This window comes from Stenotrophomonas maltophilia (genome assembly GCF_006974125.1).
Lineage (GTDB): Bacteria > Pseudomonadota > Gammaproteobacteria > Xanthomonadales > Xanthomonadaceae > Stenotrophomonas > Stenotrophomonas maltophilia_O.
This window is the reverse complement of record NZ_CP037858.1, coordinates 3,898,720-3,921,838: the sequence shown is the minus strand read 5'-3', so window position 1 is coordinate 3,921,838 and position 23,119 is coordinate 3,898,720. Positions and strand designations below refer to the sequence as shown.

Sequence of the window (23,119 nt, the reverse complement as noted above, 5' to 3'; positions counted from 1 at the left end):
GCTGCCAACCAAGGTTGGCAACTACCGGTTCCCGGCCATTCGCTCTGGTAGATGCCAACCTTGGTTGGCACCTGCCCTTCGATCAGAACACCAGTTCGGTGTGCAGCGGCAGGTCCGCTTCCCAGCGCGCACGGCCGCCGAGGCCGTCGAGTTCGACCAGCACGCCGGCACCGACCACGTCAACGCCCAGGCGGCGCACCAGCGACAGCGCAGCGACCAGCGTGCCGCCAGTGGCCAGCACGTCGTCGATGATCGCCACGCGGGCACCGGCCGGCAGCGCATCGGCGTGCACTTCGATGCAGTCGCTGCGGTATTCCAGCGTGTATTCCTCGCGCAGCACCTGGCCCGGCAGCTTGCCCGGCTTGCGCACCGGCACGAAGCCGACACCCAGTTCCAGCGCCATCGCGGCGCCAAGGATGAAACCACGCGATTCGATACCGATCACCGCGTCCAGCTTCTGGTCGCGCCAACGGTCGGCCATCGCGGTGATCGCACCACGGAAGTCCTCGCCGTGGGCGAGCAGCGGCATGATGTCCTTGAAGAGGATGCCGGGCTTGGGGAAGTCGGCGATGTCGCGCAGGCGGGAGGCCCACTGCGGAGCGACGATGGCGTGGGTCATGTCACGTTGGCTATCTGATGGCGGCATAGGGTACCTGTTCCGGGCGCCGCCTGCCTGTCGGGGGTGTTCGGCCGGGTTGCACCCGGCACCTGCGGTAGTGCCGGCCGCTGGCCGGCAACCTCAACGGCAACAGCAAGAGCAACAGCGGGTTTCCTGTGGGATGGCGGGGTGGGTCCGGTTGCGGGGGACGCCGTAAACCCCCGGGCCGGCCCAGCCGCTGGCGGCTGGGCGTTCGGGCGCTTGCGAAGCAGTGCTTCGCAAGCAAAGCGCCCTCACCCATGGGGGCTTGGCCGCGGCTTGCTCGTGTGCGCTGTCCTGCGCACACGGCAAGACCGGGGTTGGGCGTCCTGCCCAACCCGCCCGAGGCATGCCTCGGGCCCATGCTGCGGACACTCCCGCAACCGGACCCATCCCGCCTTCGACAGTTTCCTGCGATCTGTCGTAGATCCACGCCATGCGTGGATGAATCTCCATCGAAATCGAGTATTTCAAGAATTGAACGAAGAGCATCCACGCATGGCGTGGATCTACCGTGTCGACCAAGGTCGACACCTACCCACAGCAGCGGGAATCTGTCGGAGGTGGGGCGGTGTGGGAGTGCGGGGTGTCAGCCGCATGGATGCGGCTGCCAAGCCTACAGGGACGTACTTGCGGCGTCCCCGCACTCCCACACCGCCCCGCCAAGCCACGGAATCCAGCTTTTGCTCTGGCTGTTGACCTGGCCTCTGCAGGTGCAGGGCGCAGCCCTGCCGAAACCCACCCTCAGGAACTGCAGGACAGCATTGAACAGCCGGCACGATTGTCGGCCCAGGCCGGGCGCTTGCCGGCAAAGTGCTCGAGCCCGGCGCGCTCGGTGTATGGATCACGCAGTACGTCCTGCAACGCATGTACACCGCCAAGGTCGCCCTGCTCGGCGCGATCGATGGCCTCCTGCGCCAGCCAGTTGCGCAGCACGTACAGCGGATTGGCTGCGGCCATCTTCGCCGCGCGCTCAGTCGCCGACAGCGGATCGGCCTGCAGCCGCGCCGCGTAGCCCTGCAGCCACTGCTGCAACGGTGCCTGCACCGTCTGCCGGCGTGCCTCGTCGTAGTACACCGCCTCCAGCACTGCTGTGTCCGGTGCCAACGGATCGATGCGCATCAGCGCGCGCCAGGCCAGGGTCATGTCCATGCCGCCGTCCTGCATCAGCTGCTGCCAGCGCAGGAAGAGCTGCAGGTCGTCATCGTCGGCTGCGGCCAGGCCGAGCTTTGCGGCAGCATCGCGGCGCGTGCAGGCCACGAAGGTCGACTGGTATGCGGCCAATCCAGCCTGCAGCGGCGCCACATCGGCAAACAACGGCGACAGTGCCTGCGCCAATCGGCTCAGGTTCCAGTACGCCACCTGCGGCTGCGTGCCGAAGCGGTAGCGACGCCCCTGCGCGTCGGTGGTGTTCGGCGTCCAGTCCGGATCGAAGTCCTCGACCCAGCCATAGGGACCGTAATCCAGCGTCAGGCCGAGCACGGACAGGTTGTCGGTGTTCATCACGCCATGCACGAAGCCGACACGCATCCAGTGCGCGATCATCTCGGCGGTGCGCACCGCGATCTGCGCGAACCAGTCGCCGTACAGCGCTTCGCCCTGCCCTTGCAGTTCGGGGAAGTCGCGGGCGATGCAGGCATCAACCAGCTGCTGCAGCAAGGCGGTTTCCCCGCGCGATGCCGGAAGCTCGAAGGAACCGAAGCGCAGGAAGGACGGCGACACCCGGCATACGATGGCGCCAGGCTCGGCACGCGGATGGCCGTCATAGAACATGTCACGCACCACGTCGTCGCCGGTACCGACCAGCGACAACGCGCGCGTGGTCGGCACACCCAGGTGGTGCATGGCCTCGCTGCACAGGAATTCGCGGATGGATGAGCGCAGCACTGCGCGTCCATCGGCGCCGCGCGAGTACGGCGTGGGGCCGGCGCCCTTCAGCTGCAGCTCCCAGTGGCGGCCATCCGGCGCAACCAGTTCACCCAGCGAGATCGCACGGCCATCGCCGAGCTGGCCAGCCCAGTGACCAAACTGATGGCCACCGTAGTTGGCCGCCCAAGGCTGCATGCCGGCGTACAGCGCATTGCCGCCGAACACGCGCGCAAAGCCCTCGCTCTCGACCTCAGTGGTGTTGAAGCCGAGCATCGCGGCGACCTCCGGCGCCCAGGCCAGCAGCGTGGGAGCGGCCACTGGCGTCGGCATCACCGGCGACCAGGCGGCGCCCAGCACTTCACGCCTGCGCGGGCCGGATTCGGGGTCGCCCGGCAAGGCATGCAGCAGGCGGTTGTCGAAACGGGGGCTGTCGGTATCCATGGGGTTGAAGATGGGGACGACGGCGGCCCTCCTCAATTGCCGCTGAGCGCCTGCAGGTGGCCGCCGTGGGCCTCGGCACGCTGGTAGGCCGGGCGCTCGCTGATGCGCTTGAGGAAGCCACGCAGTGCCGGCTTGTCGTCGAGGCCACCACCGCGCGCGGCGGCCGCCTGGATCGGGAAGCTCATCTGGATGTCGGCCGCACTGAAGCGCTCGCCGGCAAACCATGGGCTTTCGGTCAGCCGACGCTCCATCCAGTCCAGGTGCAGGCGCCGCTGTGGGCCGATGAAGCCACGCTCGGCCTTGTCGGCAATGCTGCGCGCGATCGGACGGGCGAAGAACGGCATCGGCGCGTTGCGGATGCGGCCCATCACCAGGGTCAGCAGCAGCGGCGGCATCGCCGAGCCTTCGGCGTAGTGCAGCCAATAGCGGTAGGCGATGCGCTCGGCGCCATCGGCCGGCATCGGTGACGGCGACAGCTGGCGCTGGGTGTCATAGCGGTCGGCGAGGTAGTCGAGGATGGCACCGGACTCGGCCAGCACCAGTCCGCCATCCTGCAGTACCGGCGACTTGCCGAGCGGATGCACATTGCGAAGCTCCGGCGGTGCCAGCAGCGTCTTTGGATCGCGCGGATAGCGGCGCAGCTCGTAGTCCAGCCCCAGCTCCTCCAGCATCCACAGCACGCGCAGGGAACGGGAGTTTTCCAGGTGATGGACGATGCGCATGAGGATGATCCTTGGGGAGGCCCACATCCTACCGCGGCGGCTGCATGCCCTTTGTAGAGTCGAGCCATGCTCGACTCTACAAAACGGCAGGCAATAAAAACGCCGGAAGCTTTCGCTTCCGGCGTTCTGGCTACCCAACGGTAGCAGACGGATTAGACCGCCTGCACCTGGTCAGCCTGCATACCCTTCTGACCCTGGACGGCGATGAAGGTAACCTTCTGGCCTTCCTGCAGGGTCTTGAAGCCGGTGCCCTGGATGGCACGGAAGTGCACAAACAGGTCCGGGCCGCTTTCCGGGGTGATGAAGCCGAAGCCCTTGGCGTCGTTGAACCACTTGACGGTGCCGGTCTGACGATCAGACATTTGACTAACTCCTGAAACACATGTTGAAAAAAATCGCAGCCACCGGGTATCGGGGCCGAGACTGAGTTGCAGGCGTTGGTAAAGCGGATCGATGAGCGGATCGTGAGATCAACTGCACCAGGCCACGATTCACGGTGACCCTAGCAAACACAGTGGGTCGAACGATACGCGTGTTTTCTGCAAAAAGCGATAGCCCGGACGTTCATGGGCAAACCCCGCCCGCTAGGCGTGACAAGGCTTGGCAGCCGATCAAGCCTAACTCCGAGTCCCCATTCAGGTTTTTCCTACCCTACACTGGGTAAATGACTGAAGCTGAAACCCAAGCTGAACCCGCCCTCCCCCGCATCTGGGTGGACGCGGACGCCTGCCCCACCGTCATTCGCGACATCCTGTTCCGTGCCGCTGAACGGGTCGGGATCGAGCTGACCCTGGTCGCCAACCAGTGGATCCGCACCCCGCCGTCGCGCTGGCTGCGCTCGATCCAGGTGCCGCAAGGCCTGGACGTGGCCGACAGTGCCATCGTCGAACGGGTGGCCGCCGGCGACCTGGTGGTCACCCAGGACATCCCGCTGGCTGCACTGGTGCTGGAGAAGAAGGCCGTGGCGCTGAACCCGCGCGGCCAGCTGTACACACCGAACAACATGGCCGAGCGGCTGTCGATGCGCAATTTCATGGAGGAGCTGCGCGGTGCCGGAGTGCAGACCGGCGGACCGCCCCCGCTGGGGCCGCGCGACCGGCAGCTGTTCGCCGCCGAACTGGACCGCTGGCTGGCGCGGCGCCCGGCCCGCTGACCCGCGCTAGCCGCCCGGGTCCATTCGGCGCAGGCGCCGCTGGCTGCTGAACCGCCGCGGCTCCCCGGTGAGTGGATCGTCAAAGGCCAGCGCCTGTGCCAGCAGCTGCAGCGGTGGCTCGGCGCTGCCCTCCGGCCGCGACTGCAGCTGCGGGTAAAGGTCATCACCCTCGATCGGCGCGCCCAGCGCGGCCATGTGCACGCGCAACTGGTGCTTGCGGCCGGTTTCCGGCTTCAACCGGTAGCGCCAGATCGGCCCCTCGGCCTCGATCGGCTCGATCAGGCTGCGCGCATTGGGCTCGCCCGGCACTTCGGCCATGCGGAAGAACGGCTCGTCCGGCGCCAGCCGGCTGTGCCGCTGCAGCGGGAACTCCAGCCCCGGCAGCGCCGGTGCCAGCGCCTCATAGATCTTTTCAATGCGGCGCTCGCGGAACAGCCGCTGGTAGGCATCGCGCGTAGCCGCCTTCGCCGAGAACAGCACCAGGCCAGCAGTCAGCCTGTCCAGCCGGTGCAGCGGTACCAGCCCGGTATTGCCCGTACGTGCGATCAAGCGCGCCAGCAGGGTTTCACGCACATGGCGTCCGGCCGGCGTCACCGGCAGGAAGTGCGGCTTGTCGGCCACCAGAAGGTGCTCATCCAGATGCAGGATGGTCTCGGCGAAGGGAATCACCGGTTCGTCAGCCACCTCGCGGAAGTACTGGATCTCCAGCCCCACCTGCCAGGGCATGTCCGGCGACAGCGCCCTGCCCTGCACGTCCTGCACGCGGCCACGCGCGAAGCGGTCCTGCCACTGCGCACGGTCGATGCGTGGGAAACGTGCGCACAGGCCTTCGAGCAGGCTGGGCCAGTGGCCGGGCGGCAGCTGCAGGCGGCTGGGCAGGGTCATCGGGTCCATTCCTGCGGCGGGAAAGCGTGCAAGCGTGCCACGTTGACGTCGCGCAGACAGCCCTGCAACGGACACCCCAGGATCAAACCTCTATCATTGTCGTCTTTAGTCCACGGATCCCCCATGGCTCTTACCGCCACCATCCGCAAGGCCGAGCTGCAGATCAGCGACATGGATCGCGGTTACTACGCGACCCACAACCTGACCCTGGCCCAGCACCCGTCCGAGACCGACGAACGATTGATGGTGCGCCTGCTCGCCTTCGCCCTCAATGCGGGAGACCGCCTGGAGTTCGGCCGTGGCCTGAGCACCGACGATGAGCCGGACCTGTGGGAACACGACTACACCGGCGACATCCTGCAGTGGATCGACCTGGGCCATCCCGACGAATCCCGCATCCGCAAGGCCAGCAACCGCAGCCGCCAGGTGCAGGTGATCAATTACGGCGGCAATGCCTCGGACATCTGGTGGGGCAAGCAGGGCAAGAGCCTGGCGCGCTTCGACAACCTGTCGGTAGTTGATCTGGACGGTGAGTTCGTCGAACGCTGGGGCCAGCAGGTCCAGCGCGCGATGCGCTGGAGCGTGCTGATCCAGGACGGTGAAGTGCAGCTGCTCAACGATCAGATGCAGCTCGACGTGATCCCGAACTGGCGCAAGCGCGCCAAGGCATGAGCACGACCCGCTGCGACGTGGTGGTCATCGGCGCCGGCGCGGCCGGGCTGATGACCGCGATCACGGCTGGCCAGCGCGGCCGCCAGGTGCAGGTGATCGACCATGCCAACAAGGTCGGCAAGAAGATCCTGATGTCCGGCGGTGGCCGCTGCAACTTCACCAACACCGGCACCAGCCCGGCCAACTTCCTGTCGGCCAACCCGCACTTCTGCAAGTCGGCGCTGGCGCGCTACACGCCCTGGCACTTCATCGAGCTGGTCAGCAAGCACGGCATCGCCTATCACGAGAAGGAACTGGGCCAGCTGTTCTGCGACATCTCGTCCAAGCAGATCGTGAAGATGCTGGTGGAGGAATGCCAGGCGGCCGGCGCGCAGATCCGCACCGGGTGCAGCGTGCAGCGCATCGAGCACGGCAGCGACGGTTTCCGCGTGCACACCACCGATGGCCTGTTCCACTGCGCCTCGCTGGTGGTGGCCACCGGCGGCCTGTCGATTCCGAGCATGGGTGCCACCGGCTTCGGCTACGAAATTGCCCGCCAGTTCGGCCATCAGGTGCTGCCGACCCGCGCCGGCCTGGTGCCGCTGACACTCAGCGGCAAGCACCAGGAGCGGCTGGCCGATCTGAGCGGTGTCGCCCTGCCGATCGAGGCGCGTTGCAACGGCAAGAGCTTCCAGAACTTCATGCTGCTGACCCATCGCGGCGTGAGTGGACCGGCGATCCTGCAGATCTCCTCGTTCTGGCAACCCGGCGACGCGCTGGAGCTGGACCTGCTGCCCGGCCAGGATGCCGGCGAGTGGCTGCGCCAGATGAAGCGCGAGCGCCCGGCCGCCGAGCTGCGCACGGTACTGGGTGAGGTGCTGCCCAAGCGACTGGCGCAGCGCCTGTGCGAACACTGGCTGCCCGACCGGCCCGTGCGCCAGCTGGACGAGCCGGTGCTGCGCCAGGCCGCGCAGCTGCTGGGCGCGTTCCCGCTGGTGGCCAGCGGCACCGAGGGCTATCGCACCGCCGAAGTCACCCTGGGCGGCGTGGATACCGCTGAGGTGTCGTCCTCGACGATGGAATCCAAGCGCGTGCCCGGCCTGCATTTCGTTGGCGAGGTGCTGGATGTGACCGGCTGGCTGGGCGGCTACAACTTCCAGTGGGCCTGGGCCAGCGGCCACGCGGCCGGGGGCGTGGTGTGAACCAGATCGCCGTTCGATGCGCGCAAGGGGTGCGCGCATGGACGGTTCGCCGCGCATCGTGTATCTAGATTCGCAGATTGGGGAGCAGTGCATGCAGAACGCGAACGACATCACCATCCGCCTGCTGATCGTCGATGACAGCGGCGAAAATGCCGAAGCCATTGTCAGCACCCTGCGCAACAGCGGCATCGCGGTGCGGCCCTGGCGGCCGCAGGATGCGGCCGAGCTGTCCCAGGTGCTGTCCAGCCAGGCCATCGACCTGGTGCTGGCGTCGCCCTCGCAGGGCATCCCGCTGCCGCTGGTAGCCCAGCACATCGCCGCCAGTGGCAAGGACATCCCGCTGGTGCTGCTGGCCGAGCACATCGACGAGGACGAGCTGGTGCAGGCCAGCAGCCACGGCATCCGTGCCCTCGCCCTCCGCCAGCGCTCCGAGCATCTGTTGGCTGTGATCCGCGACCAATGGGTGGACCTGCAGGCCCGTCGCGGCCTGCGCCGCATCGAGGCGCAGATGCGTGAGACCGAGCGCCGCTGCGATGCGCTGATCGCCTCTTCGCGCGATCCCATCGCCTACGTGCACGAAGGCATGCACATCCGTGCCAACGATGCCTACCTGGAGATGTTCGGCTACGAGCAGTTCGACGACATCGAAGGCATCTCGCTGCTGGACATGGTCGCCGCGCAGCATGTGGAGGGCTTCAAGCAGCTGCTGAAGGGCCTCAGCCGCGGCGAGGCGCCGCCGCCGCAGTACCAGCTCGATGCCCGCCACGAGGATGGCAGTACGTTCGCGGCAACCATGGAATTCACCGCTGCCACCTACGAAGGCGAATCCTGCCTGCAGGTGGTGCTTCGCCGCCGCATGGAATTCGATCCGGAGCTGGCCCGCGAAGTGGAGGACCTGCGCCAGCGCGACCAGGTCACGGGCCTGCTCAACCGCCCGACCTTCATGCTGCAACTGGAAAGCGCGGTGGCCCAGGCCGGCCGCAGCGAAGGCCAGTTCGGCCTGCTTCTGATCGAGCCGGACCACTATGCGCGCCTGTTGCCGGACATCGGCCTGGCATCGGCCGACACCCTGATCGGCGCACTGGCGTCGCTGCTGGCCGACGTGGTCGGTCAGGAGGCCCAGCTGGCCCGCTTCGGTGAACACAGTTTCGCCGTGCTGCAGGCCGGGCCCTACGCGCAGACCGTGGCACTGGCCGAGCGGATCCGCGAAGCCTATGCAGCGCATGTGTTCAGCATCGGTGCGCGCTCGGCCACGGTGACGGTCAGCATTGGTGGCGTACAGGTGGGCGAGAAGATCGCCAGCATCGGCCAGGTGCTCGCACGCGCCAGCGAGTGCACGCATGCCGCCGCCGAACTGGGCAATACCTGCCGCATCTTCGATCCGGCCGCGGCCGACCGCGTCGAGGAAGAGCGCGTGCTGCGCTGGGTCACCCGTATCCGTGAAGCACTGGCCGGCGACGGCTTCCAGCTGCACTACCAGCCGGTGCTGAACCTGCAGGGCGAGCCGCTGGAGCTGTACGAAGCCTATCTGCGCCTGGAGCACAACGGCGAACTGCTGAGCCCGACTGCGTTCCTTGGCATCGCAGAGGAGTACGGGCTGCTGGCGGAGATCAACCGCTGGGTGGTTTCTCAGGCCATCGCCGTACTGGGCCAGCGCGCCCGCGAGGGCCATGCCACCCAGGTCCTGGTGAAGGTGACGCCGGAGTCGTTCGACGACCCGCAGATGATCGCTACCCTGCGGCGCGAACTGCAGGCACAGGGTGTGCCCGGCGAACGGCTGTGGCTGCATGCACCGGAGGCGAAGGTGTTCACCCATCTGCGCAGCGCGCAGCAGTTCCTTGCCGAAGTGGCGCCCCTGGGCTGCCGCATCGGCCTGGAGCAGTTTGGTTCGGGATTGGACTCGTTCCAGCTGCTGGCCCACTTCCAGCCGCAGTTCCTCAAGCTGGACCGCGGTTTCACCAGCGATCTGGCGGCCACCCGCGAGAACATCGACCGCATCAGCCAGATCACCGCGCGTGCGCAGGAAGCCGGCATCCGCACCATCGCCGAGTTCGTCAGCGACGCCAATTCGATGACCCTGCTGTTCAGTGCCGGCGTGGACTACGTGCAGGGCGACTTCGTCGGCCCGGCGCTGCCGGAGATGGGGTTTGAGTTTGGGTGACCGAGGTAGTGCCGGCCGCTGGCCGGCAGCCTTTGGTACCCAGGGTTGCCGGCCAGCGGCCGGCACTACCCAAAGATAAGGCCGGCTTTCGCCGGCCTTTTCATTGATCAGGTCATGTCGACCAGGTTGTCGATCTTCACGTCCGGGTTGACGTCGGCCTCGTAGTCGACGCCCTCCACGCCAAAGCCGAACAAGCGCAGGAAGTCGGCCTTGTAGCCGGCCAGGTCGCTGATCTCGTACAGGTTCTCGTTGGTCACCTGCGGCCACAGCGCCACCACCTTGCCCTGCACGTCCGCCGCCATTTCCTTGTAGTCGGCACGCAGGCGGCCTTCCTCATCGACCAGCGCAACGGTGTGGCCATCGCCATCGACCAGGTCGTGGCGCAGGCGATCGATTGCCACGCCGTCGGCCTTGCCGCCGTAGAGGATGTCGTACAGCACATCCAGCTGTTCGATGCAGCCTTCGTGGGTGCCCTTTTCCTTCATCACCTTGAACAGCAGCGACAGGTACAGCGGCATGGTCGGAATGGCCGAGCTGGCCTGGGTGACCACGGCCTTGAGCACCGACACGCGCGCGTCACCGCCGATCCTGGCCAGCTTCTCGCGCAGGCCCAGTACCTTGGTGTCCAGGTCCTTCTTGGCGGCGCCGATCGAGCCGTTCCAGTAGATCGCCTGGGTGATTTCCTCGCCCACGTAGGTGAAGGCGGTGGTGGTGCAGCCATTGGCCAGCACGCCGGCATCGGCCAGCGCGTCGATCCACATCTGCCAGTCTTCCCCGCCCATCACCGCGACGGTGCCGGCGATTTCTTCCTGGGTGGCCGGCTGCAGGTGGGTCTCGGTCAGCACTTCCTTGTCGGTATCCAGGCCACGCAGGGTGATCGGCTCACCGATCGGCTTCAGCGTGGAGCTGATGATCTCGCCGGTCTTCGGATGCTTGCGGCGTGGCGCGGCCAGGCTGTACACGACCTGGTCGACCTGGCCGAGATCGGCCTTGATCATCTCGATGGTCCTGGCCTTCACTTCATCGGAGAAGGCATCGCCGTTGATGCTCTTGGCGTACAGGCCGGCTTCGTCGGCGTACTTGTGGAACGCGGCGGAGTTGTACCAGCCGGCGGTGCCCGGCTTGGATTCGGTGCCCGGGCGCTCGAAGAAGATGCCCAGGGTCGCGGCGCCGCTGCCGAACGCGGCGGTGATGCGTGCGGCCAGGCCGTAGCCGGTGGAGGCACCAATGACCAGCACGCGCTTGGGACCATTCTGGATGGGCGGACGCGCGCGGATGTAGTCGATCTGCTGCTTGACCGCGGCTTCGCAGCCGGTCGGGTGGGTGGTGACGCAGATGAAGCCGCGGACGCGCGGTTTGATGACCATGGATACCTCGGGTTGGCAGATGCGGCGCACGGGGCGCTCAGCAGGAATACGGGTGCGCGCCTGCGCGCGCGAACCGCAGGATCGTAGTGCGCGGGGGCCGAATGCACAACCGACGCTGGCGTAGGGTGGTGCTTGTTTTGCAGGGTTGCACCCTGCACCTGCGGTAGTGCCGGCCGCTGGCCGGCAACCCCAACAGCAACGTCAAAAGCTGGGTTCCTGTGGGTTGGCGGGGTGGGTCCGGTTGCGGGGGGCGCTTCAAGTACGTCCATGTAAGCTCGGTCGCCGCATCCATGCGGCTCACGCCCCCGCAACCGGACCCACCCCGCCTTCGACAGATTTCCGCGACCTGTCGGGACAGCATTCTTCTCTGGTGGGTGTCGACCTTGGTCGACACGGTAGATCTGATTCCAGTTTGATTATCGATATCTGACAGATGTGTCGACCAAGGTCGACACCTACCAACAGCCGCAGGAATCTGTCAGAGGTGGGGCCATGTGGGTTGGCAGGACCGTTGGCGCCATGGATGGCGCCATCGAGCCCCCAAGGATGGGTTTACGGCGTGTCCTGCCAACCCACATGGCCCCGCCCAACCAGCAGAAAGCCAGCTCCGGCTTTTGACGTTGCCGTTGCATTGAGCGGGTGCAAGGCTGCAAGCCCTGCACACAAAAAACCCCGCTTGCGCGGGGTTCTCTGTGTGCTGCGGGCAGCAGGCGTTTACGGGCGACGGGCCAGGGCCTCGACGTCCTTTGCCTTCGGCAGCAGGTCCTGCTTGCTGACGCGCAGGAAGCCGATCGTCAGCATCGGCACCGCCACCAGGATCGAGGACAGCACCACGATCACCGCACCGATCATGTGCGTCTCGGCCAGGCCTTCCATCGAGCTGCCGCCGTACATGTACAGGGCAAGCGCGGACAGGAAGAACATCACCGCGGTGATCACCGTACGCGACAGCGTCTGGTTGATCGAACGGTTCAGCACTTCCATCGAGTCCACGCGCAGGCTGCGGAAGTTCTCGCGGACGCGGTCAAAGACCACGATGATGTCGTTGATCGCAAAGCCCATCACCGACAGCAGGCCGGCCAGCACGGTCAGGTCGAACTCACGGCCCAGCAGGGACACGTAAGCCACCGTCACGATCAGGTCGAACATCGCCACGATGCTGGCGGTGACCGCGAACTTCCACTCGAAGCGCACCGCGATGTAGATCAGGAAGCCGGCCAGCATGAAGATGGTGGCGTACAGGCCATTCATCGCCAGGTCCTTGCCGATCTGCGGGCCCACGAACTCGTTGCGGAGCACGGTGGCCTGGTTGTCGGCGGTGGACAGGGCCTTCACCACGGCTGCGGCGGTCGCCTTGTCCTCGGCGGCGGCGTCACCGGTACCCGGCGCATGCTCACCGTGCGGGGCCAGGCGGATCAGCAGGTCGGTGTTGCCACCGACGCTCTGTACCTGGGCGCCTTCGAAGCCATTCTGCTCGAGCTTGTTGCGGACCTGCTCGACGTCCACCGCCTTGTCGAAGCGGGCTTCGATCAGGGTGCCGCCGGTGAAGTCCAGCGCGTAGTTGAAGCCCTTGATGCCGATGATGGCAATCGAGGCCAGGAACACCACGATGGTGACTGCCATGGCGACATGGCGCCAACGCATGAAGTCGATCTTGGTGTCGTTCGGGAGGATGTGCAGCGGAAACAGTTTCATTGTGCGTGTCGTCCCGTCAGATGGCCACGTTCTGGAGCTTCTTGCGACGGCCGTAGATCAGCGTCGCCAGCGCACGCGACACGGTGATCGCGGTGAACATGGAGGCGAAAATACCGATGATCATGGTCAGCGCGAAGCCCTTCAGCGGACCGGTACCGAATGCGAACAGCGCGACGCCGACGATCAGGCCGGTCAGGTTGGCGTCGAGGATGGTGCCCGAGGCACGCTCGTAACCGGTCACGATCGCGGTCTTGCCCGGCACGCCGGCACGCAGTTCTTCACGGATACGCTCGTTGATCAGCACGTTGGCGTCCACCGACAAGCCGACCGACAACGCCAGGCCGGCGAAGCCCGGCAAGGTCATGGTCGCGCCGAACAGCGACATCACCGCCACCACGATCAGCAGGTTGAACAGCATCGCTGCCGAGGTGATCACACCGAACATGCGGTAGTACACGCTGAAGAACACCAGGGTGAACAGGAACGCGAACACCACCGCGCGCATGCCGTTCTTGACGTTTTCGGCGCCGAGGCTCGGGCCGACCACGCGCTCTTCGACGAAGTCCATCGGCGCGGCCAGCGAGCCGGACTTCAGCAGCTTGGCCAGGTCGTCGGCTTCCTTCTTCTGCAGGCCGGTGGTCTGGAAGTTCTTGCCGAACACGCCGTTGATGTTGGCCACCGAGATCACTTCCTCGTTGACCTTGAAGCCACGCACTTCCTGGCCGTCAACCACGGTCACGGTCGGCACGCGCTCGGTATACACCACCGCCATCGGCTTGTTCACGTTGGCGCTGGTGAAATCGAACATGCGCTGGCCGCCGACGTTGTTCAGCGTCACGCTGACCGCCGGTGCACCGCTGGTGGAGTCGGTCACCGCCTGCGCGCCGACCATCTGGTCGCCGGTGACGATCACGCGCTTGTTCAGCAGGATCGGACCACCGCCGTCACGGCGCTGATAGACCTTCGCTTCCGGCGGGATACGACCGGAGTCGATCGCGTCCTGCGCGTTGCCCTCGACCACCGCACGGTATTCCAGAGTGGCGGTGGCGCCGATCATGCGCTTGGCTTCGGCAGTGTCCTGCACGCCGGGCAGCTGCACGACCACGCGGTCGGCACCCTGGCGCTGGATGATCGGCTCGGCCACGCCGAGCTGGTTCACGCGGTTGCGCAGGGTGTTGATGTTCTGCTCGATGGCGCCATTGGCGATCTGCGCGATCTCGGTCTCCGGCACGGTGACCGTGATGCGGTTGCCGCTGACGTCGTAGCCGAGCGTCGGCTGCGCCTTGACCAGGGCCGTACGGGCACGCTGCGCGGCGTCATCACCGGCGGACGGGCTCAGGTTGGCCACGATGCTGTTGTCAGCGCGGCGCTCCACCGACTGGTACGCGATGCGTGCGTCACGCAGGGTGCTGCGCACGTCTTCGGTGTAGGCGTCCAGGCGCTTGTCCAGGGCGGCCTTCTGGTCGACCTGCAGCACGAAGTGCACACCACCCTGCAGGTCCAGGCCCAGCACCATCGGACGACCGCCGAGGTTGGCCAGCCAGTCCGGCACGGTCGAAGCCAGGTTCAGGGCCACGGTGTACTTCTCGCCGACGGTGTCACGCAGGGCGTCGCTGGCGGCGGACTGCGCCTTCAGGTCCGGCAGGCGGACAATCAGGCTCTCCCCTTCCTTCTCGGCACCGATGGTGTCCACGCCGGCCTTCTTCAGGTCGGCCAGAACACGGTCGCGCAGCGCGTCGTCGACCGTTCCGCCACGGTTGGCGGTGATCTGGACGGCCGGGTCCTTCTGGTAGATGTTGGGCAGTGCGTACAGCGCACTGAGCGCCAGTACGATCAGGATGACGACGTACTTCCAGCGTGGAAATTCGAGCATTGCTTGGGTCCCGCGCGGCGCCATCCCCGGCGCCGCGGTTGTGCATCGGAAAGGGAGTGGCTTATTGGGCCGACTTCAGGGTACCGGCCGGCAGCACGTTGCCGACAGCGCCCTTCTGCACGCGGATGCGCACGTTGTCGGCCACTTCGATGGTGATGAAGTTGTCGCCGATGTCGGTGACCACGCCGGCGATGCCGCCGTTGGTCAGCACTTCGTCGCCACGCTTGATCTTCTCCAGCATGGCCTTGTGCTCCTTCTGCCGCTTCATCTGCGGGCGGATCATCAGGAAGTACATGATGGCGATCAGGATGACCGGGAACAGCAGCGTGGTCAGGCCCATGCCCTGCGGTTGGCCGCCGGCGGCCTGGGCGTGGGCGGCGGGAATCAGGAAGGCAAGCAGGTTCATCGTTGGTCCTTTGGTTGGGCGGCGCTCCCGTCCCTTCAGGGGCGGGGGTGTCGACCGCGGATCTGGGTCAGCCTTGAAGTATGCCACGGCCCCAGGCGTTCGTCCTTGGGCCGTTCGGCAGGGGGCATCCGGGTTACAGGGGCGGGGCAACTGCCCCGCGTGCCGCGTAGAAAGACTCACGGAAGGCCAGGAAGGTTCCCGCCTCGATCGCCGCGCGGATGTCGGCCATCAGCTTTTCGTAATAGAACAGGTTGTGCAGGGTGCCCAGCATCGGTGCCAGCATCTCGTTGCAGCGGTCCAGGTGGCGCAGGTAGGACCGGGTGTAGCCGCCGGTGCAGGCCACGCAGCCGCAGCCCGGCTCGATCGGGTCCATGTCCCGCGCGTACTGGGAATTGCGGATGCGGACGGTGCCGAACGAGGTGAAATAGTGGCCGTTGCGCGCATTCCGGGTTGGCATCACGCAATCGAACATGTCCACGCCACGTGCGACACCCTCGACCAGATCCTCCGGCCGGCCCACGCCCATCAGGTAGCGCGGGCGGTCGCCCGGCAGCTCCGGGTCCAGGTGGTCGAGCATGGCGTTGCGCTCGTGCTCGGGCTCGCCCACGGCCAGGCCGCCGATGGCGTAGCCGTCGAAGCCGATCGCCTGCAGGGCCTCGGCCGAACGGCTGCGCAGGTCGGTGTGCACGCCGCCCTGGACGATGCCGAACAGGGCCGCGTCGTTGCCGAGCTCGTCATGCGCGTTGCGGCTGCGCTGGGCCCAGCGCAGGCTCAGCTCCATCGAGCGGCGCGCCACATCCTCGGTGGCCGGGTACGGGGTGCACTCGTCGAAGATCATCACCACGTCCGAATCGAGCACCTTCTGGATCTTCATGCTCTCTTCCGGCCCCAGGAACACACGGGCACCGTCGGTGGGCGAGGCAAAGGTCACGCCCTGCTCGGTGATCTTGCGGCGGTGGGCCAGCGAGAACACCTGGAAGCCGCCGGAGTCGGTCAGGATCGGGCCATCCCAGCGGCAGAAACCGTGCAGGCCGCCGTGGTCGGCGATGATGTCCAGGCCCGGGCGCAGATACAGGTGGAAGGTGTTGCCGAGGATGATCTCGGCGCCCAGCGCACGCACCTGGTCCGGCAGGATGCCCTTGACCGAGCCATAGGTCCCCACCGGCATGAAGGCCGGCGTTTCCACCGTGCCACGCGGAAAGGTCAGGCGGCCACGGCGGGCACGGCCGTCGCGGGTCTGGAGCTGGAACTGCAATCGGGACATGGAGCGGTCGTTCAGGCAAATAGTTGCCTATTGTCTCCCAAAACCGCCTTCCCTGCTCCGGTAGCGCCGGGCCATGCCCGGCGGCGAGATCCGCCGGAGATGGCCGGGGGTACCGGATTCATCCACGCATGGCGTGGATCTACTGGACGGTAGTAGATCCACGCCATGCGTGGATGAAGTGCGCGTCAGCCTGCCTGCGGGAACAGCAGCATCGCGTCGCCGTAGCTGAAGAAGCGATAGCGCTGCTCGATCGCGTGCTGGTAGGCCTCGAACACGCGCTCCTTGCCGGCGAACGCAGAGATCATCATCAGCAGCGTGCTTTCCGGCAGGTGGAAGTTGGTCACCATCGCATCGACACTGCGGATGCGATAACCCGGGGTGATGAAGATCTGCGTTTCTCCGACGAACGGCAGCAGCTCGCCATCGCGCATCGCGCTTTCCAGCGCGCGCACCACGGTGGTGCCGACGCCGATCACGCGGCCGCCGCCGGCGCGCGTGCGCCGCACCTGCTGCACCAGCTCGGCGCCGACGTTCAGCCACTCGCGGTGCATCACGTGGTCCTTCAGGTCATCGGCACGCACCGGCTGGAAGGTGCCCGCACCCACGTGCAGGGTGACGTGGCCGAACTCCACGCCCTTGTCCTTCAGCGCAGCCAGCAGCGGTTCGTCGAAATGCAGGCCGGCGGTCGGCGCCGCCACCGCGCCCACTTCGCGCGCGAACACGGTCTGGTAGCGCTCGCGGTCGTCCACGCCCGGCTCGCGCTGGATGTACGGCGGCAGCGGCAGGCGGCCGGCATGCAGCAGCCATTGTTCCAGCGATTCCGGCACATGGAACTGCAGCACGTAGAACTCGCCATCGCGGCCCAGCACCTCGGCTTCGCCACCGGCATCCAGCGCGATGCGGCTGCCCGCCTTCGGCGACTTGCTGGCGCCGACCTGCGCGCGTGCCTGCTGGGCGCCGAGCAGGCGCTCGATCAGGATCTCCACGCGGCCACCGCTGGCCTTCTGCCCGAACAGGCGCGCCGGGATCACCCGGGTGTCGTTGAACACCAGCAGGTCGCCCGGCTGCAGCAGCGACGGCAGGTCGCGCACCTGCAGATCGGTGAAGGCATCGGGCGCCGGCGGCACCAGCAGCAGGCGGCTTGCGGAACGTTCGGCCAGGGGTGCCTGCGCGATCAGTTCAGCCGGCAGGTCGTAGTGGAAATCGGACTTCTTCAAGGCAGTGGGCGGCAACAGGTCGACAATGGCGCGCATTGTACGTCCAGCGTCTGCGAGCCGGCGCGCTTCGCAGCGAACGTCGCGCAAAATGCTGCTATGCAGCAGGCTTTTGCGGGGTTATCGCGCAAAAAAACAAGTGCTAGCATCGAGCCGGAAGTCCGCTGCACGAGCCTGCCCCAAGCGCGCGTGATGACGCGCGTTTTGCTTTTGAAGACCCGTGCGACCCATTGTTTCAGGAGATCTGCAATGAGCTTCATCGAACGCCTCGCCCCCCTGCGCAACCAGCCCGGCGCCCGCCTTACCTCCGGTCTGGACGATGCCACCCTGACCGCCCTGTCCGCCAACCACCCGCAGCTGATCGCCGCGGTGGACGCCGCCGCCGAGGAATTCGCGCGCGTACAGGCCGACCTGGGGCCGCTGCTGGCGCAGGACGAACAGGCGCAGATCGACGCGATGCAGGACGGTTTCGTCAATTTCTATGCCGATGACGCGGTGACCCCGTACGTGGCGCTGGCCGCGCGCGGCCCGTGGGTGGTCACCCTGAAGGGCGCCGTGCTGTACGACGCCGGCGGCTACGGCATGCTCGGCTTCGGGCACACCCCGGACGCCGTGCTGGAGGCGATGGCCCGCCCGCAGGTGATGGCCAACATCATGACCCCCAGCCTGTCGCAGCAGCGCTTCATCACTGCCCTGCGCGCCGAGATCGGCCACCGCCGTGGCGGTTGCCCGTTTGCCCGTTTCATGTGCCTGAATTCCGGCTCCGAAGCGGTCGGCCTGGCCGCGCGCATCGCCGACGTCAACGCCAAGCTGCAGACCGACCCGGGTGCTCGCCACGCCGGCGCTGCGATCAAGCGCGTGGTGGTCAAGGGCAGCTTCCATGGCCGTACCGACCGCCCTGCCCTCTATTCGGATTCCAGCCGCAAGAGCTACATGCAGCACCTGGCCAGCTACCGTGGCGAGGACTCGGTGATCACCGTGGCGCCGTACGACGAAGCCGGCCTGCGCAAGGTGTTCGAGGACGCCGCGCGCAACCAGTGGTTCATCGAGGCGGTGTTCCTGGAGCCGGTGATGGGCGAAGGCGACCCGGGCCGTTCGGTGCCGCCGTCGTTCTATGCCGTGGCCCGCGAACTGACCCGTGCCCATGGCAGCCTGCTGCTGCTCGACTCGATCCAGGCCGGCCTGCGTGCGCATGGCGTGCTGTCGGTGGTCGATTACCCGGGCTTCGAAGGCCTGGACCCGCCGGACATGGAGACCTACTCCAAGGCGCTCAACGCCGCGCAGTACCCGCTGTCGGTGCTGGCGGTGACCGAGCATGCCGCGCAGCTGTACCGCAAGGGCATCTATGGCAACACCATGACCAGCAACCCGCGCGCGCTGGATGTGGCCTGCGCCACCCTGGCCCAGCTGACCCCGCAGGTGCGCGCCAACATCGCCGAGCGTGGTGCCGAGGCCGTGCGCAAGCTTGAACAGCTGAAGAACGAGCTGGGCGGGCTGATCACCAAGGTGCAGGGCACCGGCCTGCTGTTCTCCTGCGAGCTGGCCCCGCAGTTCAAGTGCTACGGCGCCAACTCCACAGAGGAATGGCTGCGCCAGCACGGCATCAACGTGATCCACGGTGGCGAGAACTCGCTGCGCTTCACCCCGCACTTCGGCATGGACAGCGAGGAGCTGGACCTGCTGGTGGGCATGGTCGGCCGCGCCCTGCGTGAAGGCCCGCGCCGCGAGCAGGCCGCGGCGGCGTAAGCGCCCGCGTCGGTAGAGCCGAAGGCAGCGGCAGGAGCCGCTGCCAACGTCGCTGGCGACGGCCCGAAGGGTGCCGGTCAGGACGACCGGCATAGCCATGCTCGACTCTACAGAAGGCCTCTCAAGGCCTCATACTCTACGCACACCCCGTCGCTGACTGCCTTTCGGTCGGCGACGGGGCGTTTTCGTTTCCGGCCAAGAGACAGGAAGATCCATGAAATCGATCTGTGTGTACTGTGGTTCCAACGCTGGCAGCAAGCCGGCCTACACCGAACGCGCCATTGCCCTGGGTGACCGCATCGCCCGCGATGGCCTGCGCCTGGTGTATGGCGGCGGCAACGTCGGCCTGATGGGAACCGTGGCCAATGCCGTGCTCGCCGCCGGCGGCGAGGTGACCGGCGTGATCCCGCGCCAGTTGGCCGATTGGGAAGTGGCCCACCGTGGCCTGACCGAACTGGAAATCGTCGGTTCGATGCATGAGCGCAAGTCGCGCATGTTCGACCTCGCCGATGGCTTCGTTACCCTTCCCGGCGGCTTCGGCACCATGGAAGAGATCTTCGAGATGCTGACCTGGCGCCAGCTGGGCATCGGCAACAAGCCATGCGCGTTCCTCGACGTGGAAGGCTTCTACGCCCCGTTGATCGGCATGATCGACCGCATGGTGGAAGAGCGCTTCCTGCACCCGGACCAGCGCCAGGACCTGTGGTACGGCTCGGACATCGAAGAGATGCTGGAGTGGATGAAGAATTACCAGCCGGCGCAGGCCTCGAAATGGATCGACGAGAAGCGCCGCGCCGCCCTGCGATGATGCAACAGTACGCGGCGGCTCAGGCCGCCGCGTGCGCCCATGGGGCGGGCCGCCCCAGCAGGTAGCCCTGGCCGTAGTCGCAGCCCAGTTCACGCAGGGTCTGCCGCTGCGCGTCGGTCTCGATGCCTTCGCCGATGGTTTCGATGCCCAGCGTGCGCGCCAGCGACAGCACGCCCTCAACCAGTGCGCGCGTACTCTGCACCTCCGGACCATGCAGGCCGGCGATGAAGCTCTGGTCGATCTTCAGCGTGCTGATCGGGAAGCGATGCAGGTAGGACAACGCGGAGAAGCCTGTGCCGAAATCATCCAGCTGCACCTGGATGCCGCGCTCGCGCAGGCCCTGCAGGATGCGCAGCGTGTGCGGACCGTCGTCCAGCAACGCTACCTCGGTGATTTCCAGGCGCAGCCGGCGCGGATCGGCACCGCAGCTGTCGAGCAGGCCGAACAGGCGATCACTGAACTCCGCCGAGCGGAAATGCCGGGGCGACACGTTCACCGAGACGTAGCCTTCGCCCCCCCCGTGCCAGCCCCGCGATGACCTGTTCGTAGATCAACCAGTCCACCTGCTCGATCAGGCCGCTCTCTTCGCCCAGTTCCAGGAACGCACCGGGCAGCAGCAGGCCACGGCGCTCATGCTGCCAGCGAAGCAGCGCCTCGTGACCGACCACTTCGCCGTCGGACAAGCGCACGATCGGCTGGTAGAACGGCAGGAAGTCGCGGTTGTTGATCGCACGGCGCAGATCGGCTTCCAGGTCCAGGCTGCGCATGGCTTCCTCGCGCATGTCCTCGTCGAAGATCGCACAGCGGTCATGGCCCTGCGCCTTGGCCCGGTACATCGCTGCATCCGCATCGCGCAGCAGCTCCTCACCGGTGCGGTAGCGTGGATTCCACAGGGCAATGCCCAGGCTGCCGGACGGAAACAGTTCGCGCCCGGCGATCCACATCGATTCCTGCAACGCCAGCAGCAGCCGCTGGCCGAAATCCAGTGCCTGCGCCAGGCCCTGCGGGCACTGCAGCAGCACAGCAAACTCATCACCGCCGAGCCGTGCCACCACATCTTCGGTACCGGCCATCGACACGATGCGCTTGGCCACTTCCACCAGCATGCGGTCACCGGCCGCATGGCCGATGCTGTCGTTGACCAGCTTGAAGCGGTCAAGGTCGAGGAACAGAACGGCAAATACCGGCCCGCCTTCACGCTTGGCCAGTGCCAGGGCATCCTGCAGGCGATCCAGCAGGTGCAGGCGGTTGGGCAGGCCGGTCAACGCATCGTGCATGGCCTGGTGGGTCAGGCGCTGCTCGGCGCGCAGGCGCTCGCCGATCTGGCCGAGCAGCTTCTCGTTCACTTCGGCCAGCTCGCGGGTACGCTCTTCCACGCGCTTTTCCAGCTCGGCATGCGCCGAACGCAGCCGTTGCTGGTCGCGCTGCCGGGCCAGCCCGGTGCCGATGTTCTGCGCGACAAAGATCAGCAGGCGCTGGTCATGCACGCTGAACGTGCTGTTCTCGCTGTAGCTCTGCACCACGATCGCGCCGACCACTTCGTCGTCGCGCAGCAGCGGCACGCCCAGCCAGCAATGCGAGCGCGCGCCGGATTCGCGCACTTCACCACTGGCCAGCAGCGCATCGATCTGCGCGCGTGACGCCAGCAGCGGACGCCGGTTGCGCACCACATACTCGGTCAGGCCACGGCTGAACGGCCGTGGCGCGCGGCTGGCATTGTGCTCGTCCACCGAATAGACGAAGTCCAGGCCATTGCCGGCCGGGTTGACCAGGGCGATGTAGAAATTGCGGGCATCGAGCAGGCGCCCGACCACACCGTGCACCTGGCCGTAGAACTGGGCCAGGCTGTCGGCCGACATCGCCATCTCGGCGATGTTGTACAGCGCGGTCTGCAGCTGTTCGGCGCGGCGACGCTCGGCCACCTCATCCTGCAGGCTGCGGTTGGCGCGCTGCAGCTCGAGCGTGCGCCGCTCCACCTGCTGTTCCAGCCGCACCTGCGCCTGCCGCCGGTCCATCGCAGTCTGGACGTGCTGGGCAACGAACCCCAGCAGGGCCCGCTCCGCCTCGCCATAGCGGGCGGCATGCTCGTAGCTCTGCACTACGATGGCGCCGCAGACACGGCCATCGCGCAGCATCGGCACGCCCAGCCAGTCCAGGCTTTCGGGCCCACGCTGCGGGTCGTGCTCCTGTTCCATCACCTGCGCCAGAAGTTCGCGCGACGGGCCACTGAGCGGCTTGCCATGGCGCAGCAGCGCCACGGTCAGGCTGCGCGGCATATCGCTGGCATCATGGCTCTGCGTGGGATCGGCGACGAAGTCATCGACCTGATCGGCGAAGTACAGGAAACGGATCTGGTCGCGCACATCGTCATACTCGACGATGTAGCAGTTCTCCGCGTACATCAGCGTGCCCAGCACGCCGTGCACGTGGCGCAGCATCTCGCCCATCTCCAGGTCGGCACCGGCCAGGTCGGCGATCTGGAACAGGGCCTGTTGGAGCCGCTCGGCTTCTTCCAGTGCCCTGATCTGGCCGGCCTGGCGGCCGCGCTGCAGGGCCAGCTCCATTGCCTGCCGGGCCAGCCCCCACCACGCGGGTGAAGGCGCCGCGCCCGCAACCGACAGCAGCAGCCGCGCACCGTCATACTCCCAGCCGTGCTGGCCATCGCCGGTGCCGGGTTCCACGGATGCAGCGCTGTCAGTTGCAAGCAAGGGCCAGCCGCCCCGGCCATATCCCAGCTGCGGGTCGTCCCAACCGACGCGGACCACCGCCGTCTCCGGCAAAAGCGCATGCAACGCGCGCACCAGCGCCGTGCTCAGCACGGCCTCGTGTGGTGGCTCTTCCGCCGGTTCAGCATGCGTGGACAAATGACAATCTCTTGGCGCCGTCTGTGCGTCGCCTCCCCTGAGCCGCCGAGCATAGCGCGCCACCCGGGGGGCAATGGAAGCCCGTAAACCCCGAATCGTGCGCCCGTACGTTTTTCCTGCTGTCCGTAGCCCCTTCCGAGCCATGACCCTCGCCCTGCCCG

General features: G+C 66.7%; 17 protein-coding genes and 1 pseudogene. 6 read left to right on the top strand and 12 right to left on the bottom strand.

Annotated elements, in window-relative coordinates:
* Nucleotides 1-82: 82 nt before the first annotated feature.
* The 4 genes from EZ304_RS18155 to EZ304_RS18130 all read right to left on the bottom strand — a co-directional run bounded on the left by EZ304_RS18155 (nt 83) and on the right by EZ304_RS18130 (nt 4,031).
* The gene (locus tag EZ304_RS18155) at nt 83-619 is read right to left on the bottom strand and encodes an adenine phosphoribosyltransferase (RefSeq protein WP_142807773.1); all 537 of its coding nucleotides are present in this window, start codon (nt 617-619) and stop codon (nt 83-85) included.
* Nucleotides 620-1,381: 762 nt separating this feature from the next.
* Nucleotides 1,382-2,947, bottom strand: coding sequence for a protein adenylyltransferase SelO (locus tag EZ304_RS18140; protein ID WP_142807770.1), 1,566 nt, complete (start codon nt 2,945-2,947; stop codon nt 1,382-1,384).
* Nucleotides 2,948-2,979: 32 nt separating this feature from the next.
* A complete protein-coding gene (locus EZ304_RS18135; RefSeq protein ID WP_099552303.1) occupies nt 2,980-3,669 on the bottom strand; it encodes a glutathione S-transferase family protein in 690 nt (229 codons plus the stop codon).
* A 152-nt stretch (nt 3,670-3,821) separates the two neighbouring features.
* A complete protein-coding gene (locus EZ304_RS18130; protein WP_004153307.1) occupies nt 3,822-4,031 on the bottom strand; it encodes a cold-shock protein in 210 nt (69 codons plus the stop codon).
* Nucleotides 4,032-4,333: 302 nt separating this feature from the next.
* Between EZ304_RS18130 and EZ304_RS18125 the strand changes: the two genes are divergently transcribed.
* Nucleotides 4,334-4,822, top strand: a complete 489-nt coding sequence (locus tag EZ304_RS18125; protein WP_059034065.1) for a YaiI/YqxD family protein — start codon at nt 4,334-4,336, stop codon at nt 4,820-4,822.
* Between the two features lie 6 nt (nt 4,823-4,828).
* Here the strand turns inward: EZ304_RS18125 and EZ304_RS18120 are convergent, their stop codons facing one another.
* Nucleotides 4,829-5,707, bottom strand: coding sequence for a pseudouridine synthase (locus EZ304_RS18120; RefSeq protein ID WP_099552304.1), 879 nt, complete (start codon nt 5,705-5,707; stop codon nt 4,829-4,831).
* A gap of 123 nt (nt 5,708-5,830) precedes the next feature.
* Between EZ304_RS18120 and EZ304_RS18115 the strand changes: the two genes are divergently transcribed.
* The 3 genes from EZ304_RS18115 to EZ304_RS18105 all read left to right on the top strand — a co-directional run bounded on the left by EZ304_RS18115 (nt 5,831) and on the right by EZ304_RS18105 (nt 9,721).
* Nucleotides 5,831-6,379 (top strand): YaeQ family protein, encoded by a 549-nt coding sequence (locus EZ304_RS18115; protein ID WP_099552305.1) that lies wholly within the window; start codon nt 5,831-5,833, stop codon nt 6,377-6,379.
* On the top strand, nt 6,376-7,560 hold the full coding sequence (locus tag EZ304_RS18110) for an NAD(P)/FAD-dependent oxidoreductase (RefSeq protein ID WP_099552306.1): 1,185 nt from the start codon (nt 6,376-6,378) through the stop codon (nt 7,558-7,560). Before EZ304_RS18115 ends, EZ304_RS18110 begins: the two co-directional genes overlap by 4 nt.
* 91 nt (nt 7,561-7,651) lie before the next feature.
* Nucleotides 7,652-9,721 (top strand): EAL domain-containing response regulator, encoded by a 2,070-nt coding sequence (locus EZ304_RS18105; RefSeq protein WP_142807769.1) that lies wholly within the window; start codon nt 7,652-7,654, stop codon nt 9,719-9,721.
* Between the two features lie 107 nt (nt 9,722-9,828).
* On the opposite strand, the gene fabV is transcribed toward EZ304_RS18105, so the two are convergent.
* From fabV to queA, 6 genes are all read right to left on the bottom strand, one after another.
* A complete protein-coding gene (gene fabV, locus EZ304_RS18100; protein WP_142807768.1) occupies nt 9,829-11,088 on the bottom strand; it encodes an enoyl-ACP reductase FabV in 1,260 nt (419 codons plus the stop codon).
* A 714-nt stretch (nt 11,089-11,802) separates the two neighbouring features.
* Complete coding sequence (gene secF / locus EZ304_RS18095; protein ID WP_099552309.1) at nt 11,803-12,783, bottom strand: protein translocase subunit SecF; 981 nt, start codon at nt 12,781-12,783, stop codon at nt 11,803-11,805.
* 16 nt (nt 12,784-12,799) lie between these two features.
* Nucleotides 12,800-14,656 carry a protein translocase subunit SecD gene (gene secD / locus EZ304_RS18090; protein ID WP_164145991.1) on the bottom strand — a complete coding sequence of 619 codons (1,857 nt, stop codon included), beginning with the start codon at nt 14,654-14,656 and terminating at the stop codon, nt 12,800-12,802.
* A 61-nt stretch (nt 14,657-14,717) separates the two neighbouring features.
* Complete coding sequence (gene yajC / locus EZ304_RS18085; protein WP_099552311.1) at nt 14,718-15,062, bottom strand: preprotein translocase subunit YajC; 345 nt, start codon at nt 15,060-15,062, stop codon at nt 14,718-14,720.
* A gap of 133 nt (nt 15,063-15,195) precedes the next feature.
* Nucleotides 15,196-16,326: a tRNA guanosine(34) transglycosylase Tgt gene (tgt, locus tag EZ304_RS18080; protein WP_029379947.1), complete on the bottom strand. Its 1,131-nt coding sequence runs from the start codon at nt 16,324-16,326 to the stop codon at nt 15,196-15,198.
* 185 nt (nt 16,327-16,511) lie between these two features.
* Nucleotides 16,512-17,579: a tRNA preQ1(34) S-adenosylmethionine ribosyltransferase-isomerase QueA gene (gene queA, locus EZ304_RS18075; RefSeq protein WP_142807767.1), complete on the bottom strand. Its 1,068-nt coding sequence runs from the start codon at nt 17,577-17,579 to the stop codon at nt 16,512-16,514.
* A gap of 210 nt (nt 17,580-17,789) precedes the next feature.
* Between queA and EZ304_RS18070 the strand changes: the two genes are divergently transcribed.
* Both EZ304_RS18070 and EZ304_RS18065 read left to right on the top strand, forming a co-directional pair.
* Nucleotides 17,790-19,286 (top strand): aminotransferase class III-fold pyridoxal phosphate-dependent enzyme, encoded by a 1,497-nt coding sequence (locus tag EZ304_RS18070; RefSeq protein WP_099552313.1) that lies wholly within the window; start codon nt 17,790-17,792, stop codon nt 19,284-19,286.
* A gap of 214 nt (nt 19,287-19,500) precedes the next feature.
* The gene (locus tag EZ304_RS18065; RefSeq protein ID WP_049428514.1) at nt 19,501-20,094 is read left to right on the top strand and encodes a TIGR00730 family Rossman fold protein; all 594 of its coding nucleotides are present in this window, start codon (nt 19,501-19,503) and stop codon (nt 20,092-20,094) included.
* Nucleotides 20,095-20,113: 19 nt separating this feature from the next.
* Here EZ304_RS18065 and EZ304_RS18060 read toward each other — a convergent pair.
* A pseudogene (locus EZ304_RS18060) lies at nt 20,114-22,958 on the bottom strand (EAL domain-containing protein).
* Between the last annotated feature and the right edge of the window lie 161 nt (nt 22,959-23,119).